We start from the raw sequence: 13647 nt of genomic DNA on the forward strand, positions 1-13647 counted from the left end.
CGGCAGAACCGGTCGCGGCGGAGCCGCCCCCGAGGGCCGTCCCCGCGGCCACACCTCCACGGCCGACGACCGCGGCTGCCCGGAGCTGCGCCGAGGTGATCGCCACGCTCTCCGTGCGGCAGAAGCTGGGCCAGCTCCTCATGGTCGGGGTGAACCCGGCCAGCGCGGACGCCGCGGCAGCCGTGGTCCGCACCGGCGCCGTCGGCGGCATCTTTCTCGGCGGCACGGCTACCGACCTGCTCACCGAGAACGGCCTCGGCCCGGTCCGCGCCGCCGCGAATCTCCCCCTGGCCGTCGCCGTCGACGAGGAGGGCGGTCGGGTCCAGCGGATCGACGCCGTCGACGGGAAGATCCCCAGCCCGCGGACGATGTCCCGCACCATGAACCCGGACCAGGTCCGTGACCTCGCCAGGACGCGTGGCAGAGCCCTCCGCGCCAGAGGCGTCACCATGGATTTCGCGCCGGTCGTCGATATCACCGACCAGCCCGACGGCGCGGTCATCGGGGATCGCTCGTTCGGGTCCGATCCCGCCGTCGTCGCCACCTACGCCCTGGCGTTCGCGCAGGGCCTGCGCGAGGCCGGCATCCTTCCGGTGGTGAAACACTTCCCCGGCCATGGCCGCACGTCCGGCGACTCCCATCGGGGTCCGGTCACCACGCCGCCGCTGGCTCAGCTACGCACGCTGGACCTCCTCCCCTACCGCGCGATCCAGCCCACCCGACCGACCGCGGTCATGATCGGCCACCTCGACGTGCCCGACCTCACCGGTGGCCGGCCCGCCTCCCTCGCGCCGGCCACCTACCGCCTGCTGCGCACCGAGTACGCCTTCACCGGTCCGGCCATCACCGACGACCTTGGTGGCATGCGGGCCGTCACCACCCGTCATCCCCTTCCCGAAGCCGTTCTGCTGGCGCTGACCGCAGGTGCCGACATCGCTTTCTGGTCCTCGGGCGATCGGTTGCCCGAGGTGATCACCACCCTCGAGCAGGCTTTCACCTCCGGCCGGCTCCCGCTCGCCCGAGTCGACGAGGCACTCCACCGGACCCTGCGGGCAAAATCGATCTGCTCGGGTTCGTGAGCGCGAAAAGTTCGCTCTGCGAACTGAGGGTAGGCTGGGACGGTGCGAAAGGGCGCTGGGCAGGTCGGGGTGGTGACCGGGTTGGTGCGCACTTCGTTTCTGGTGAGTGCGGTATATGCCGAATCGGCTCGGGAGCATGGGTTGACCGCGCAGCAGGGGCAGTTGCTGTGTGTGCTGATGGCGCAGCCGTACGGAATGGGAGAGCTGAGTACCGTATTGGGGCTGGCCAAGTCGAGTTTGACCGGGTTGGTGGACCGGACCGAGCGGAATGGGTTGGTGCGTCGGGAAGCGGATCCGCGGGACACCCGGGCGGTGCGGGTGGCGCTCACCCGTCAGGGCAGCCGGCGGGTGGCGGAGTTCTATGCCGAGACCTGCCGGCGGGTCGACCGGTTGGCACAGGGGTTCGGGGCCGGCGACCGGACCCGACTGGCGGCGCTACTCGGCCGGATCGTGGCGGACAACATGGTTCCGCTGGTCTTTCTCGACCTCGACGAGGACTCCGATACCCGTTCATAGTTCGTTGCACGAACTAGTATTGTTCGTGATACGAATGGTTTCGGAGGAAACTCGTGCGAGTGATTTTTGGTTTCGGGGCGCACCCGAGCATCGGGGGCAGGGCCTAGTTGGTGCGCATGGCACGGCAGGCGGACCAGGACGGGCTCGATCTCTTCTCGGTGTCCGACCATCCCTACCTAGGTGAACGGTTGGACGCCTACGCCGCCATCGGGTTCGTGCTCGGCCGGACCCAGCGCATCTCGGGCCTGGCCAACGTGACCAACCTGCCGACCCGGCCGGCTCCCCTGCTGGCCCGGGCGGTCACCTCGCTGTCGGCGCTGTCCGGTGGGCGGATCGTGCTCGGCATGGGAGCCGGCGGGTTGTGGGACCGGATCGTCGATCTCGGCGTGCCGCGGCTCGCCCCCGGCGCGGCGGTGGACGCCTTCGAGGAGGCGATCATGCTGGTACGGAAGCTTTCCGGGGGCGGCCCGCCGGTCACCCACCACGGCCCGTACTACCGGGTGGACAAGATCGAACCGGCGCCGGTGGCGGCGCCGCCGGTGTGGACCGGGTCGGTCGGCCGGAAGTCCCTTGCCGCGACCGGACGGGTGGCCGACGGCTGGATTCCCGGCCACGCGGCGGACTGGCGCAGCCAGCGGTACCGGACATCGCGGCCGGTCATCGACGAGGCGGCGGCCGCCGCGGGCCGTCCGCACGGTGTTCAACCTTCCCGGCCGCATCACCGACCGGCCGCTGCCCGCCCCCCGGGACGACACCGGCCGCTGGATCGGCGGCTCGGTCGAGCAATGGGTCGCCGAGCTGACCGAGGCCGCGCTCGAGCACGGCGCGGGCGGCTTCACCCTGTTCTCGCCCGGCGGCGGCAGCCCGAGCCCGACCTCGCTCGGCCGCTGGGCCGCCGAGATCGCCCCGGCGGTCCGCGCGGCGGTCGCCGATGTGACCGAAACCGCTTGACCGCAAGGTTATGGCCCGGCTCGCACTACCGCGGTGGCGAAGCCGGCCGCGACCGGTTGGGTCGGGGTCTCCCGGCCGAAGGTGCGGTGCTCGGTCAGGGTCAGGCCGAGCGGGGTGAGGAACCGTTCGACCTGCGAGCGCGCGGGGGGCGGGAGGTCCAGTCCGAACATGAACGGCTCGCGAGTGAGCTGGACCATGGCCCTGGCATACCGCATGACCGGGTCCTTCGAGGCGATCAGCGCGGCGTTGAAGTAGTCGAAGGCCACGACGCTGCCGGGCGCGGTGCCGGCGATGGCGCGCAGCGTCTCCTCGACCGAGCGGCGGTCCAGATACATCGTGACCGCCTCCCACAGGAAGAACGCCGGCCGCCGCGGGTCGAAGCCGGCGGCGGTCAGGTTGGCCAGCCAGTCGTCGGTGCGGAAGTTCGCCGGCACGAACGTCACCCGGTGCATGTCCAGCCCGGTGCGGGCCAGCAGGTTTCGTTTGGTGCGCTGGGTATCCGGCTGGTCGAGCTCGAAACACCGGATGTGGTCGGGGATCCGGAACGCCCGGGTGTCATAGCCGGCGCCGAGCACCACGAGTTGATCGACCTCGGCCAGGTGCCGGTGCAGCGCGGTGTCGAAGAAGGTGGTGCGCGCGGCGGACTGGTGGATCATCGGCGGCACCCCCGGATACGGGTAGCGGTACAGCCGCTGCACGTACCCGGTGATCCGGTGGCCGAGCATCGTTCCGCCGGTGGTCAGCGTGAGGCCGACCCGGGAGGCGCCGGGCAGCACGGCCATCAGCCGCGCGCACGGCACGTCCGGCCTGGTGCCCAGCCGGTGCTGCATCCACCGGGTGTAGAGCGATGCCAGCGTGGTGGCCGACGTCCCGGATTCGCGGGCGAACACCAGCATCCGCACCAGGATCAGCACGTACCCGACGAGCGCGATCGGCAGCCAGGCGAGCTGGATCGCCCGGAACAGCACTGCGGAACCCATCGCCTCATGGTGGCACGGCGCCCCGCGCTTGGCGCGGGGCGCCGGCCGGGCTTCACCGGGGCGCGCTCGGCTCCCGGGCCAGGGTCTCGATCAGCTCCGCCGCCGCCGGCCACGGCCCGTAGCCCGAGGCCGGGTTGAGATGGCCCGCGGGGCCGATCGGGACCAACCGGCTGCCCCAGTCGCGGGCCAGGCCGGTGACGCGGTCGAGCGTGGCCAGCGGATCGTTGGTGCTGGCCGCGACGATGCTGGGGAACGGCAGCGGGTTCCGGGGAACCGGCAGCCAGCCGTTGCGATCCAGTTCGTCGAGGGTGGGATAGCCGTCGGGCAGCGGGGTGTCCAGATCCGGCGGGGTGGCCAGCAGCGCGCCGGCCACCGGACGGTCGTGCCGCCCGGCCCAGTGCACCGTGATGATCGCCCCGGCGCTGTGCGCGACCAGGATGACCGGACCGGTGACGTCCGCGAGCACCCGGTGGAGCGCGGCCACCCTTGCCGGCAGGGACAACCGGCCGTGCGCGAGCGGCGGCACGGTGCGGGCGCGGTCCGCCAGCCGCTGCGCCAGCAGCGTCTGCCAGTGGTCGGCGACGTGGTCGCGCAGGCCAGGGACGATCACCACGGTGGGACTGTTCATCGGGACTCCAGTCAGGCCGGCGGGCGTCCGGTCAGCTCGGCCAGCCGCCGCACCGCCGCCGGGTAGCAGCGCCTGCCGACCAGCAAGGCGACGATCGCCCCGAGGTAGATCAGCGGGGTCACCCGCAGGGCGCCGAGCAGGCCGATCCGGTCGGCGAGCACGCCGACCACGACCGGGCCGAGGGCCAGCCCGAGCAGGCTGTTGACCAGGGTCAGCGAGCCGAACCCGGTCGCCCGGATGCTCGGATGGGTCAGGTTGGCGACCATGGCGGTCACCGGACCGGACGCTCCGGCCGAGAAGAACGCGCCGAGCCCGATCAGCAGCAGCTGCGGGGTACCGGGGTCGAGGGCGAACCCGAGGCCGAGAGCCACCATCGCGATCAGGCCGTAGACGATCGCGGTGGTCCACTTGCGGGTCTGCGCCGCCCGGCTGACCCGGTCGGTGATGATGCCGCAGCCGACCATGCCGGCGCCGATGAGCAGGACGAAGATCGCCGCCACCGCACCGGCCCGGTCCGGCGCCATGCCGTAGTAGCGGTTGAGGAAGCTGGGCAGCCAGGCCAGCAGCACGGCCGCGACGAACAGGTTCAGCGCGCTGCCGACGTAGGCGAGGTTCACCGAGGCGATCCTGAACAGGCTGGACAGCGGGGCGCGGTAGCCGGTCTCCGGCGCGCCGACCGCGGCGCCGCCGTCGTCGATCTGGTGCCGGTTCACCCGGCGCTGGCTGACGAACGCCCCGAACAGCAGGGCCAGCACGAAACCGAAGATCGCCATGACGGCGAACGACCAGCGCCAGCCGAAGTTCACCGCGATCACGCCACCGAGCGCGACGCCGATCACGGAGCCGAACGACCCTCCGGCCATGAACGCACCGCTGAGGGACGCCCGGAGGCGGGGCGAGAAAACGCTGAGCACCACGGCGATGCCGACGCTGCCGTACGCGGCCTCACCGACGCCGACCAGGAACCGGGCGCCGAGCATCTGCCCGTAGTTCATGGCGACCGCGCACAGCAGGGTCGCCACGCTCCAGATGACCGCCATCAGCACCAGGCTCTTCACCCGCCCCCACCGGTCGGCCAGCAGGGACAGCGGGAAGGTGAGCAGGCCGACCATCAGCGCCACGACGCTGTTCAGCGCGGCGAGCCGGGAGTCGGACAGTTGCCACTCCCCCTTCAGCAGCGGAAAGACCGCGCTGAGCACCTGCCGCGACATGTAGTCGGACAGCAGCAGGGCGAAGGCGAGGCCGAACACGACCCAGGGGTAGATCCGGCGCCGTTGGGTCACGGTTCCGGATTCTCGCGCGACTCCGTCGACGGGTGGCGATTGCACTGCCATGGACTACTCCTCAGGCTGAACGGGAACTGACCTGCGTGAAACGAAACCCCCTGGGTGACACCGGATCCGGGGGCATGGACGGCCCCTGTGCCATGCCCCCGGCCCGGTATGACGGCGTCCGAAGTGGATGGTGCCGTCAGGCGTGGTGGGTGAATCCGACCTGACCCGGCTTGCGGTTCGGCGCGAAGCCGAGCTTGGCAAGGGCCTCGTCGGTGTCGGAGTAGTACTCGCCGATCTTGTAGATCTCGAAGGCGTCCTTACCCGTGGCCACCTCGCGGCCGAGCTCCCCCGCGATCCGGACCAGCTGCTCGACCTGCTGCACCGAGGTGAACTTCTGCCCCTTGCGGCCCCACAGCGTGTCCTCGTTGCCGCACCGGGTGTGCAGCCCCATGGCGATGGCCATCGTGTTGATCGGCAGCACGCTGCGCATCAGGGTCTCCAGCGTCAGGATCGCGCCGTCGGGCACCCGCCGGATGAACTCCATCATGTTGTACGGGTTCGGACCGTCGAACCCGCCGCCGATGCCGACCCAGGTGACGTTGAGCGGTCCGGTGTAGACACCGCGCCGGACCAGGCGCTCGACGGTCTCCAGCTGAGCGACGTTGGCAAGCTGGAAGTGCGGTTGGATTCCGTTGGCGCGCAACCGGCGCAGGTGCTCGGCGACCCACTGCGGCCCGGCCGGGACGTACATCTCCCGGTAGGCCTCGGCCAGCTCCGGCCGCTGCATCGAGGTGCCGGCGATGTCATCCGGAGTCATCAGCTCCATGATGTTCATCTGGTTGGTGTTGATGGCGATCGTCACCTGGTCCGGCGCCGGGTCCAAAGTGGTCAGCAGGTGCCGCGCCTCGTCGTCGAGCCACTTGGCCGACTCGCCGTCGTTCTCCGGGGCGAACGAGATCGAGCCGCCGATCTGCAGGATCATCTCCGGAACGGCCTCCCGCAGCCGGCCGAGCAGCTCGTTGAACTGGGACAGTCGCTTGGAACCCTTGCCGTTCAACTCCCGCACGTGGATGTGCAGCACGGTGGCACCGGCGTTGAAGCAGTCGACCGCCGCCTGGACGTGCTGGTCCATGGTGACCGGAAGGTCCTCCGGGAAGTCGCCCGGCTCCCATTCCGGGCCATACGGCGCCGCCGTGATGACCAGCTTCTCCTGGTTCTCCGGAAACAGTGCGTCGTCATGGAAATGCATGGTTGCCCTCCGGTCGAGTGTTCAGAATGGACGGTCGCCGACGATGCCCGCGCGCTCCATCTTGCGGACCGCCGGCCAGTAGTCCTGCACCGCGTAGTGCTGGGTGCACCGGTTGTCCCAGATCGCCACGCTGTTCGGCGTCCACTTCCAGCGCACCTGGTACTCCGGGATCGCCGCCTGGCTGATCAGGTAGCCGAGCAGGTCGGCGGCGCCGGGCGCGTAGTCGATGCCGTACCGGACGTTGGCCGGTGTGTGGAAGTTGGTGAAGTGCGTGGTGAAGGCGTTGACGAACAGCGCCTTCTCCCCGGTCTCCGGGTGGGTGCGCACCACCGGGTGCTCGGCGTCCGGGAACCGCTCGTGCAGCGCGTGCCGCTGCTCGATCGGCATCGCCGCACCGAAGCTGGCCTCGATGCTGTGCCGGGCCCGCAGCCCGTCGATCCGCTCCTTGATGTGGTCGGGCAGCTTCGCGTAGGCCTCGACCATGTTGACCCAGATGGTGTCGCCGCCGACCTTCGGCGTCTGCACGCACCGCAGCACGCAGCCCATCGGCGGGCTCTCCCGCCAGGTGGCGTCGCAGTGGTAGGCGTTCTCGTAGTGCTCGGCCGGGCTGTCCAGGTCCTTGTAGATCCGGACCAGGCCGGGGTGTTCCGGATCGCTGCCGGCCACCGGGTGGTCCTCGAGCTCACCGAACCGGCGGGCGAAGGCGACGTGCTCGGTGCGGCTGATGTCCTGGTCGCGCAGGAACAGCACCTTGTACTCGAGCAGCAGCAGCTTCAACTCGTTGAACAGCACCTCATCCCTGGCCACCTCGCCCAGGTTGACGTCGAACAGCTCGGCCCCGATCGAACAGGTGAGCGCCTGGTACCGGATGGTGGGCGCCACCGTGGCCGGCGGGTCCTGCAGTGCAGCGGTTTTGGACATCACGCACTCCTGTCGGGGATGGGGTTACAGCGAGAAGACCGAGGAGCCGATGCTGCGGCCGGACTCCAGGTCGCGGTGCGCCTGCACGGCGTCGGCCAGCTCGTAGCGCTGGTTGATGCTGATCCGGATCCGGCCGGCCTGGACGTGGTCGAACAGCTCGCCGGCCAGCTCCGCGCGGTCGGCGGGGTCGGCGATGTAGTCGGCCAGCGCGGGCCGGGTGACGAACAGCGAGCCGCCGGTGACCAGCTCCATCGCGTCGATGGGCGGCACCGGCCCGGACGCCGTGCCGAAGCACACCAGCAGGCCGCGCCGGGCCAGCGACTTGAGCGAGGTGGCGTAGGTGGCCGCGCCGATGCTGTCGAACACCACCGGTACGCCCGCGCCGTCGGTGATCTCCCGGACCCGGGCGGCAGTGTTGTCAGGGGAGTCCGCCCGCGGGCACACGAGCACGTGGTCGCAGCCGTTGGCGTGCGCGACCGCGGCCTTCTCCTCGGTGGACACCGTGCCGATCACGGTGATGCCGAGCAGCTTGGCCCACTGCGTGAAGATCAGTCCGACCCCGCCGGCCGCGGCGTGCAGCAGCACGGTGTCACCGGGCTTGAGCGGGTGGATTCGGCGCAGCAGGTAGGCGCAGGTGAGCCCGCGCATGGTCATCGCGGCCGCGGTGTTGCAGCCGATCCCGTCCGGCAGGGCGATCAGCGGCGCGGCCGGCATCACGCGCTCGGTGCTGTAGGCGCCGAGCGGGCTGCCGGTGTAGGTGACCCGGTCGCCGGCCCGCACGTGGGTCACGTCCGGGCCGACCGCCTCGACCACGCCGGCCGCCTCGACGCCCATGCCGGCCGGCAGCTGCACCGGGTAGAGGCCGGTGCGGAAGTAGGTGTCGGCGAAGTTGAGGCCGACCGCCTCGTGCCGGATGCGGACCTGGCCGGGGCCGGGATCGCCGACCTGGATGTCTTCCCAGCGCAGCACTTCCGGGCCACCGGTCTGGTAGTAACGAACGGCGTTTGGCACGGTGTCTCCATCCGTGTCGACGGCTGTGATGACGCCCACGGTAAGCAGCGAAAACCTCGATCGCTTATCCTCAAGTGACAAAGTGCTATTCATTCTGGGACAGGAGGGCAGCTGCCGATCATGAAGACCTTGGCCAGATACGCCGCCCTGACCAACTACGTGGAGGTGTGCCAGGGCCTCGGCGTCGCCGACCCGGCCACGCTGATGCGGGATGCCGGCCTCGACCCGGCCGGGCTCGACCTGCAGGACCGCTGGATTCCGGCCACGGCGATCGCCCGGCTCCTCGAGCGGACCGCCGCCGCCTCCGGGCGCCAGGACTTCGGCCTGCTCCTGGCCACCCGCAGGCGGCTGGCCAACCTCGGCCCGCTGAGCCTGGTCATCCGCGAGGAACCCGACGTGCGCAGCGCCCTGACCCTGCTGGTCCGGCACCAGAACATGTACAACCAGGCACTGCGCAGCCGGCTGTCGACCCACAACGGGCTGGCCACGGTGCGGCTCGGCTTCGACTTCGGCGAGCCGACCCCGGCCCGGCAGGCCATGGAACTGGCCGTGGGGGTGCTGCACCACCTGCTGCGCGGCTTTCTCGGGCCGGCGTGGAAACCGGTGTCGGTCTGCTTCACCCACACCGCACCCGACTCCGTGGCCACGCACCGGAAGTTCTTCGGCCCGACCGTGAAGTTCGACCACGAGTTCAACGGGATCGTGTTCTACGCGGGCGAGCTGGACACCCCGAACCAGATGGCGGACCCGCAGCTGCGCACCTACACCCGCCGGTTCCTCGGCTCGTTCGGCCCGGGCCGGGACGAGACCACGATGGACCGGGTCCGGGAGCTGATCGAGCTGCTGCTGCCCACCGGCCGGTGCTCGGTCGAGCAGGTCGCCCGCAGCCTCGGCATGGACCGCAGGACCGTCAACCGGCACCTGGCCCGCGCGGGCGAGTCGTTCTCCTCGATACTCAACACGGTCCGGATCAAGCTGGCCACCCACCTGGTCGGCGGCCGGCGCTACTCGCTGACCGAGGTCGCCGAGCTGCTCTCGTTCTCCTCGCCGAGCAATTTCTCCCGCTGGTTCCGTGGCGAGTTCGGCATGCCGCCCAGCCGGTTCCGCGCCCGGTCAGCCGAGCAGGAGCAGGCCGCCGAGCGCGGTGCCGGCCACCAGGAGGGTGGACAGCAGCCCGAGCAGCAGGGCGCGCGGCCCGGTACGCAGAACCGACCGCAGGTCCACCGCGCAGCCAAGGCCGAACAGCGCCGCGCCAAGCAGCGCGGTGGTCGCGGTCCTGGCCACGGCGAGCGCCGGGTCGGGTAGCCACCCGGTGGTGCGCAGCGCCGCGGCGGCCAGGAAGCCCAGCACGAACAGCGGCACGAGCGGCGGCCGCCGGGTGGTCGAACCACTGTGCGCCCGCCGCTCCACCAGGCTCATGCCGGCCACCATGGGGGCGAGCAGCACCACCCGGCCCAGCTTGACCACGGCGGCGACGGCCACCGCCGCGGCCCCGGCCGGCGCGGCCGCGGCCACCACCTGCGCCACCTCGTGCACGGCCAGCCCGGCCCACCGGCCGACCAGCGCGTCGCCGAGGCCGAGCGCCGATCCGGCCAGCGGCACGGCGAAGATCGCCAGCCCGCCGTAGAGGGTGACCAGGGCGATCGCGGTGGCCACCTCGTCGTCCCTGCGGCGCACCACGCCCTCCATCGCGGCGATGGCCGACGCGCCGCAGATCGAGAACCCGGTGGCCACCAGGACGGTCAGCCCGCGCGGCAGCCGGAGCAGCCGGCCGAGCGCCATCGTGCCGAGGAACCCGACCGCGACCGTGACCGCGATCGCGGCGATCGTGCCGGCGCCGAGGCCGAGCAGCTCCGGCACGGCGAGTTGCAGGCCGAGCAGCACCACGCCGGACCGCAGCAGGGTGCGGGTGGCCGAACGCAGGCCGGGTCGGGCCGCGGCCGGCAGCACGGGCAGGTTGCCGGCCAGGATGCCGAGCAGGACGGCGGCGGTGAGCACGCTCACGGCGGGCACCGCCAGGCTGACCAGATAGGACACGGTCAGGCCGGCGGCGATCACCCCGGCAGCGGGCAGCGCCGTCCGCGCCGGAGCGGTGGTGGTCATGGCTCCACGATCGGTTGGGCGGCGCGTCCTGGGTAGGCGTGATTTCGCCGCACCTCATACCCTCTGGCTATGAGTCAGGTCCCGGACCTCGAGTCGCTGCGCCTGCTCGTGCTGATCGGCGAGTGGGGCAGCCTCGGCAAGGCCGCCGCCGAGCTGCACATCGCCCAGCCGTCGGCGAGCAAACGACTGTCTACTTTGGAGCGCCGGTTGGGCCTGGCACTGGTGGACCGGACCCGCCGCGGATCCACGCTCACGCCGGAGGGCAGCGTGATCTGCGGGTGGGCGCAACGGGTGCTCGAGGAGGTCGACGGGCTGATCACCGGCGCGGAGGCGTTGCGGGCCCGGCGCCGCGCGGAGCTGCGCGTCGCGGCCAGCATGACCGTGGCCGAACACCTTGCGCCGGCATGGATCGGCGAGTTGCGCCGGGCCGATCCCGAGCTGTACGTGGGATTGCAGGTGACCAACTCGGAGACCGTCGGCGAGTTGGTGCGCTCCGGCGAGGTGGACGTCGGGTTCATCGAGTCACCCACCGTTCCAGCCGGACTTTCCACCCGCCGGGTCGGCGTGGATCGGTTGGTGGTCGTGGTTCCGCCGGCCCATCCGTGGGCCCGCCGCCGTCGTCCGGTGAGCACCGCCGACCTGGTCGCCGTGCCCCTGGTGGTGCGGGAACGCGGATCGGGCACCCGGGAGACGCTGGACCGGGCACTGCACCGGGCCGGGGCCGCGGCGGTGGCGCCGGTGGTGGAACTCGGCTCGGTGGCGGCGATCCGCGGTGCGGTGGTGGCCGGAGCCGGGCCGGCAGTGCTGAGCGAACTGGCGGTGGCGGTGGACCTGGCCGAGGGGCGGCTGGTCGAGGTGACGGTGGCGGACCTGGATCTGCGGCGAACACTGCGGGCGGTGTGGCCGGCCGGGCGGCGGCTGGTCGGCGCGGCCGCGGACCTGGTGGCGGCGGCGAGCCGGGCACGAGGTGATGTCAAGAAAGCTTGACATGGTGTCCGCACCGCTTTACATTGGCCCATGTCAACTTTCTTTTACATGGGGAGCGGCCGTGGCCTTCGAGGAGAAGCGCACGTGGATCATGCTGGTGATGGCGATCGTCACCTACGTGATCTACGCGATCATCGTTCTCGGCCGGATCGGCGACTACCCGATCAGCGAGCTTCCTTACGCCGCAACGCTGTTGTGGACGCTGGGGATCTCCATCGTGGTCTCGATCGTGCTCACCATGGTGGCCGGGATCACCTCGCCCAAGGGTGACGTCGGCCGGGACGACCCGAGGGACCGGGAGATCAGCCGGTTCGGCGACCACATCGGCTCGGCGTTCGTGGTGATCGGCGCGGTGGCCGCGCTCGCCATGGCGATGCTGGAGTGGGACTACTTCTGGATCGCCAACGAGATCTACCTGATGTTCACCCTGTCGGCGGTCCTCGGCTCGGTGGCCAAGATCGCCGCGTACCGCAAGGGTCTGCACCCGTGGTGAAGCCGACCAAGGTCACCAACTCGATCCGGTCGCTGCGCTTCGCGCACGGCGAGATGACCCAGGCCGAACTGGCGGAACGCATCGGCGTGACCCGCCAGACGATCATCGCCATCGAGCAGGGGCGCTACTCGCCCTCGCTGGAGATGGCCTTCCAGATCGCGCGTGTATTCGACGTCGGGCTGGACGACGTGTTCCAGTACCCGCAAGGAGAGGCAGAGGAATGAAGGCTATCGTCCAGGACGCTTACGGTTCGTCCGACCGGCTGGCGCTGCGGGACATCGACCCGCCGGTGCCCGGCGCAGGCGAGGTGCTGGTCAAGGTGCGCGCGGCCGGAGTCGATCCCGGCGTGTGGATCCTGATGGCCGGTATCCCTTACGTGGTCCGCCCGTTCGTGGGGCTGCGCACGCCACGCACCCCGGTCCGGGGCCGAGAGGTCGCCGGGGTGGTCGAGGCGGTCGGCCCGGACGTCACCCGGTTCAGACCGGGCGACGAGGTGTTCGGCATCGGCGAGGGCACCTACGCCGAGTACGTGAAGGTGCGGCAGCGGAAGCTCGCGCCGAAGCCGGCGAACCTGAGCTTCGAGCAGGCGGCCGCGGTCCCGATCTCCGGCTGTACCGCCCTGCAGGCCCTGCGCGACGCGGGCCGGATCCGGTCCGGACAACGGGTTCTGGTGATCGGCGCCGCCGGCGGGGTCGGCACTTTCGCCGTGCAGCTGGCCCGGCACTTCGGCGCCGAGGTCACCGGCGTGTGCAGTACGTCCAAAATGGACCTGGTGCGCTCGCTCGGTGCCACGCATGTGATCGACTACACCACCACGCCACTCACCGGAACCTACGATCTGATCATCGACACCGCCGGCAACCGCCGCCTGTCCCACGTGCGCCGCCTGCTCACCCCGCGCGGCACCCTGGTCCACGTGGGTGCCAGCCTCGACGGCAAACGCTGGTCCCCCGGACTCGGCCGCCCGTTCCTCGGCATGCTGCTGTCCCCGTTCGTCCGGCACCGCATGCCGTGGTTCCTCGCCCGCGAAACCACCGAAAGCCTGACCACCCTCGCCGACATCATCGCCACCGGCGCCGTCACCCCGGTCATCGACCGCACCTATCCCCTACCCGACGCCCCCGCCGCCATCGACTACGTGCACAACGGCCACACCGCGGGCAAATCCGTCATCACGATGTGACGAGAAGTCGCCCACTGAGTCAAAACCGGCCGGAGGCCGGCGCCTGCGGCGTCGGCCTCCGGCCGGTTGTGCGTGCGCATAAGTACGTATTACTCGTAGATTGTCCGTGGCTCGCCTGCTGGCGTTGCTCGCGACGTTTGCGCAGGCCGGCACCATGTTCACGGGTCTGGGCGTCGCGTCGGCAGCCGGAAACACCGCCACCACAGCGGCACCGGGCGTCCAGACACTTGAATTCCAGATTCGCTCGCGGTACCGCCCGAGCAAATGCCTCG

Annotated in this window: 14 protein-coding genes and 2 pseudogenes; 9 read left to right on the forward strand and 7 right to left on the reverse strand. The window is 70.8% G+C overall.

Annotated elements, in window-relative coordinates:
* Positions 1–95: 95 nt before the first annotated feature.
* The 4 genes and pseudogenes from VFV67_RS06075 to VFV67_RS06090 all read left to right on the forward strand — a co-directional run bounded on the left by VFV67_RS06075 (position 96) and on the right by VFV67_RS06090 (position 2546).
* Positions 96–1079, forward strand: coding sequence for a glycoside hydrolase family 3 N-terminal domain-containing protein (locus VFV67_RS06075; RefSeq protein WP_326467872.1), 984 nt, complete (start codon positions 96–98; stop codon positions 1077–1079).
* A gap of 42 nt (positions 1080–1121) precedes the next feature.
* Positions 1122–1595, forward strand: a complete 474-nt coding sequence (locus VFV67_RS06080) for a MarR family winged helix-turn-helix transcriptional regulator (RefSeq protein WP_326467874.1) — start codon at positions 1122–1124, stop codon at positions 1593–1595.
* 116 nt (positions 1596–1711) lie between these two features.
* Positions 1712–2233: pseudogene (locus VFV67_RS06085) on the forward strand (LLM class flavin-dependent oxidoreductase); the annotation flags it as partial.
* Between the two features lie 58 nt (positions 2234–2291).
* Entirely contained in the window at positions 2292–2546 is a 255-nt protein-coding gene (locus tag VFV67_RS06090; RefSeq protein ID WP_326467876.1) for a hypothetical protein, read from the forward strand.
* A gap of 8 nt (positions 2547–2554) precedes the next feature.
* Here VFV67_RS06090 and VFV67_RS06095 read toward each other — a convergent pair whose 3' ends face one another.
* From VFV67_RS06095 to VFV67_RS06120, 6 genes are all read right to left on the reverse strand, one after another.
* Positions 2555–3526: an SAM-dependent methyltransferase gene (locus VFV67_RS06095; protein ID WP_326467878.1), complete on the reverse strand. Its 972-nt coding sequence runs from the start codon at positions 3524–3526 to the stop codon at positions 2555–2557.
* A 52-nt stretch (positions 3527–3578) separates the two neighbouring features.
* Entirely contained in the window at positions 3579–4154 is a 576-nt protein-coding gene (locus VFV67_RS06100; protein ID WP_326467880.1) for an RBBP9/YdeN family alpha/beta hydrolase, read from the reverse strand.
* An 11-nt stretch (positions 4155–4165) separates the two neighbouring features.
* Positions 4166–5437: an MFS transporter gene (locus tag VFV67_RS06105; protein ID WP_326467881.1), complete on the reverse strand. Its 1272-nt coding sequence runs from the start codon at positions 5435–5437 to the stop codon at positions 4166–4168.
* A 187-nt stretch (positions 5438–5624) separates the two neighbouring features.
* Positions 5625–6677, reverse strand: coding sequence for a 3-keto-5-aminohexanoate cleavage protein (locus tag VFV67_RS06110; protein ID WP_326467883.1), 1053 nt, complete (start codon positions 6675–6677; stop codon positions 5625–5627).
* A gap of 21 nt (positions 6678–6698) precedes the next feature.
* Positions 6699–7598 carry a TauD/TfdA dioxygenase family protein gene (locus VFV67_RS06115; protein WP_326467885.1) on the reverse strand — a complete coding sequence of 300 codons (900 nt, stop codon included), beginning with the start codon at positions 7596–7598 and terminating at the stop codon, positions 6699–6701.
* Positions 7599–7622: 24 nt separating this feature from the next.
* The gene (locus tag VFV67_RS06120; protein ID WP_326467888.1) at positions 7623–8609 is read right to left on the reverse strand and encodes a quinone oxidoreductase; all 987 of its coding nucleotides are present in this window, start codon (positions 8607–8609) and stop codon (positions 7623–7625) included.
* A 120-nt stretch (positions 8610–8729) separates the two neighbouring features.
* On the opposite strand from VFV67_RS06120, the pseudogene VFV67_RS06125 reads away from it, so the two are divergent.
* Positions 8730–9710 (forward strand): annotated as a pseudogene (locus tag VFV67_RS06125) (AraC family transcriptional regulator); the annotation flags it as partial.
* 12 nt (positions 9711–9722) lie between these two features.
* Here VFV67_RS06125 and VFV67_RS06130 read toward each other — a convergent pair.
* Complete coding sequence (locus VFV67_RS06130; protein WP_326467890.1) at positions 9723–10712, reverse strand: YeiH family protein; 990 nt, start codon at positions 10710–10712, stop codon at positions 9723–9725.
* A 69-nt stretch (positions 10713–10781) separates the two neighbouring features.
* On the opposite strand from VFV67_RS06130, the gene VFV67_RS06135 reads away from it, so the two are divergent.
* The 4 genes from VFV67_RS06135 to VFV67_RS06150 all read left to right on the forward strand — a co-directional run bounded on the left by VFV67_RS06135 (position 10782) and on the right by VFV67_RS06150 (position 13375).
* Complete coding sequence (locus VFV67_RS06135) at positions 10782–11699, forward strand: LysR family transcriptional regulator (protein ID WP_326467892.1); 918 nt, start codon at positions 10782–10784, stop codon at positions 11697–11699.
* 61 nt (positions 11700–11760) lie between these two features.
* A complete protein-coding gene (locus VFV67_RS06140) occupies positions 11761–12192 on the forward strand; it encodes a hypothetical protein (RefSeq protein ID WP_326467894.1) in 432 nt (143 codons plus the stop codon).
* Positions 12186–12416, forward strand: coding sequence for a helix-turn-helix transcriptional regulator (locus tag VFV67_RS06145; protein ID WP_349256506.1), 231 nt, complete (start codon positions 12186–12188; stop codon positions 12414–12416). Before VFV67_RS06140 ends, VFV67_RS06145 begins: the two co-directional genes overlap by 7 nt.
* A complete protein-coding gene (locus VFV67_RS06150) occupies positions 12413–13375 on the forward strand; it encodes an NAD(P)-dependent alcohol dehydrogenase (protein WP_326467896.1) in 963 nt (320 codons plus the stop codon). The genes VFV67_RS06145 and VFV67_RS06150 overlap by 4 nt, the downstream gene beginning before the upstream one ends.
* The last annotated feature ends 272 nt before the right edge of the window (positions 13376–13647 follow it).

The sequence above is a fragment of the Actinophytocola sp. genome (assembly GCF_035762905.1).
Classification (GTDB): domain Bacteria; phylum Actinomycetota; class Actinomycetes; order Mycobacteriales; family Pseudonocardiaceae; genus DASYTH01.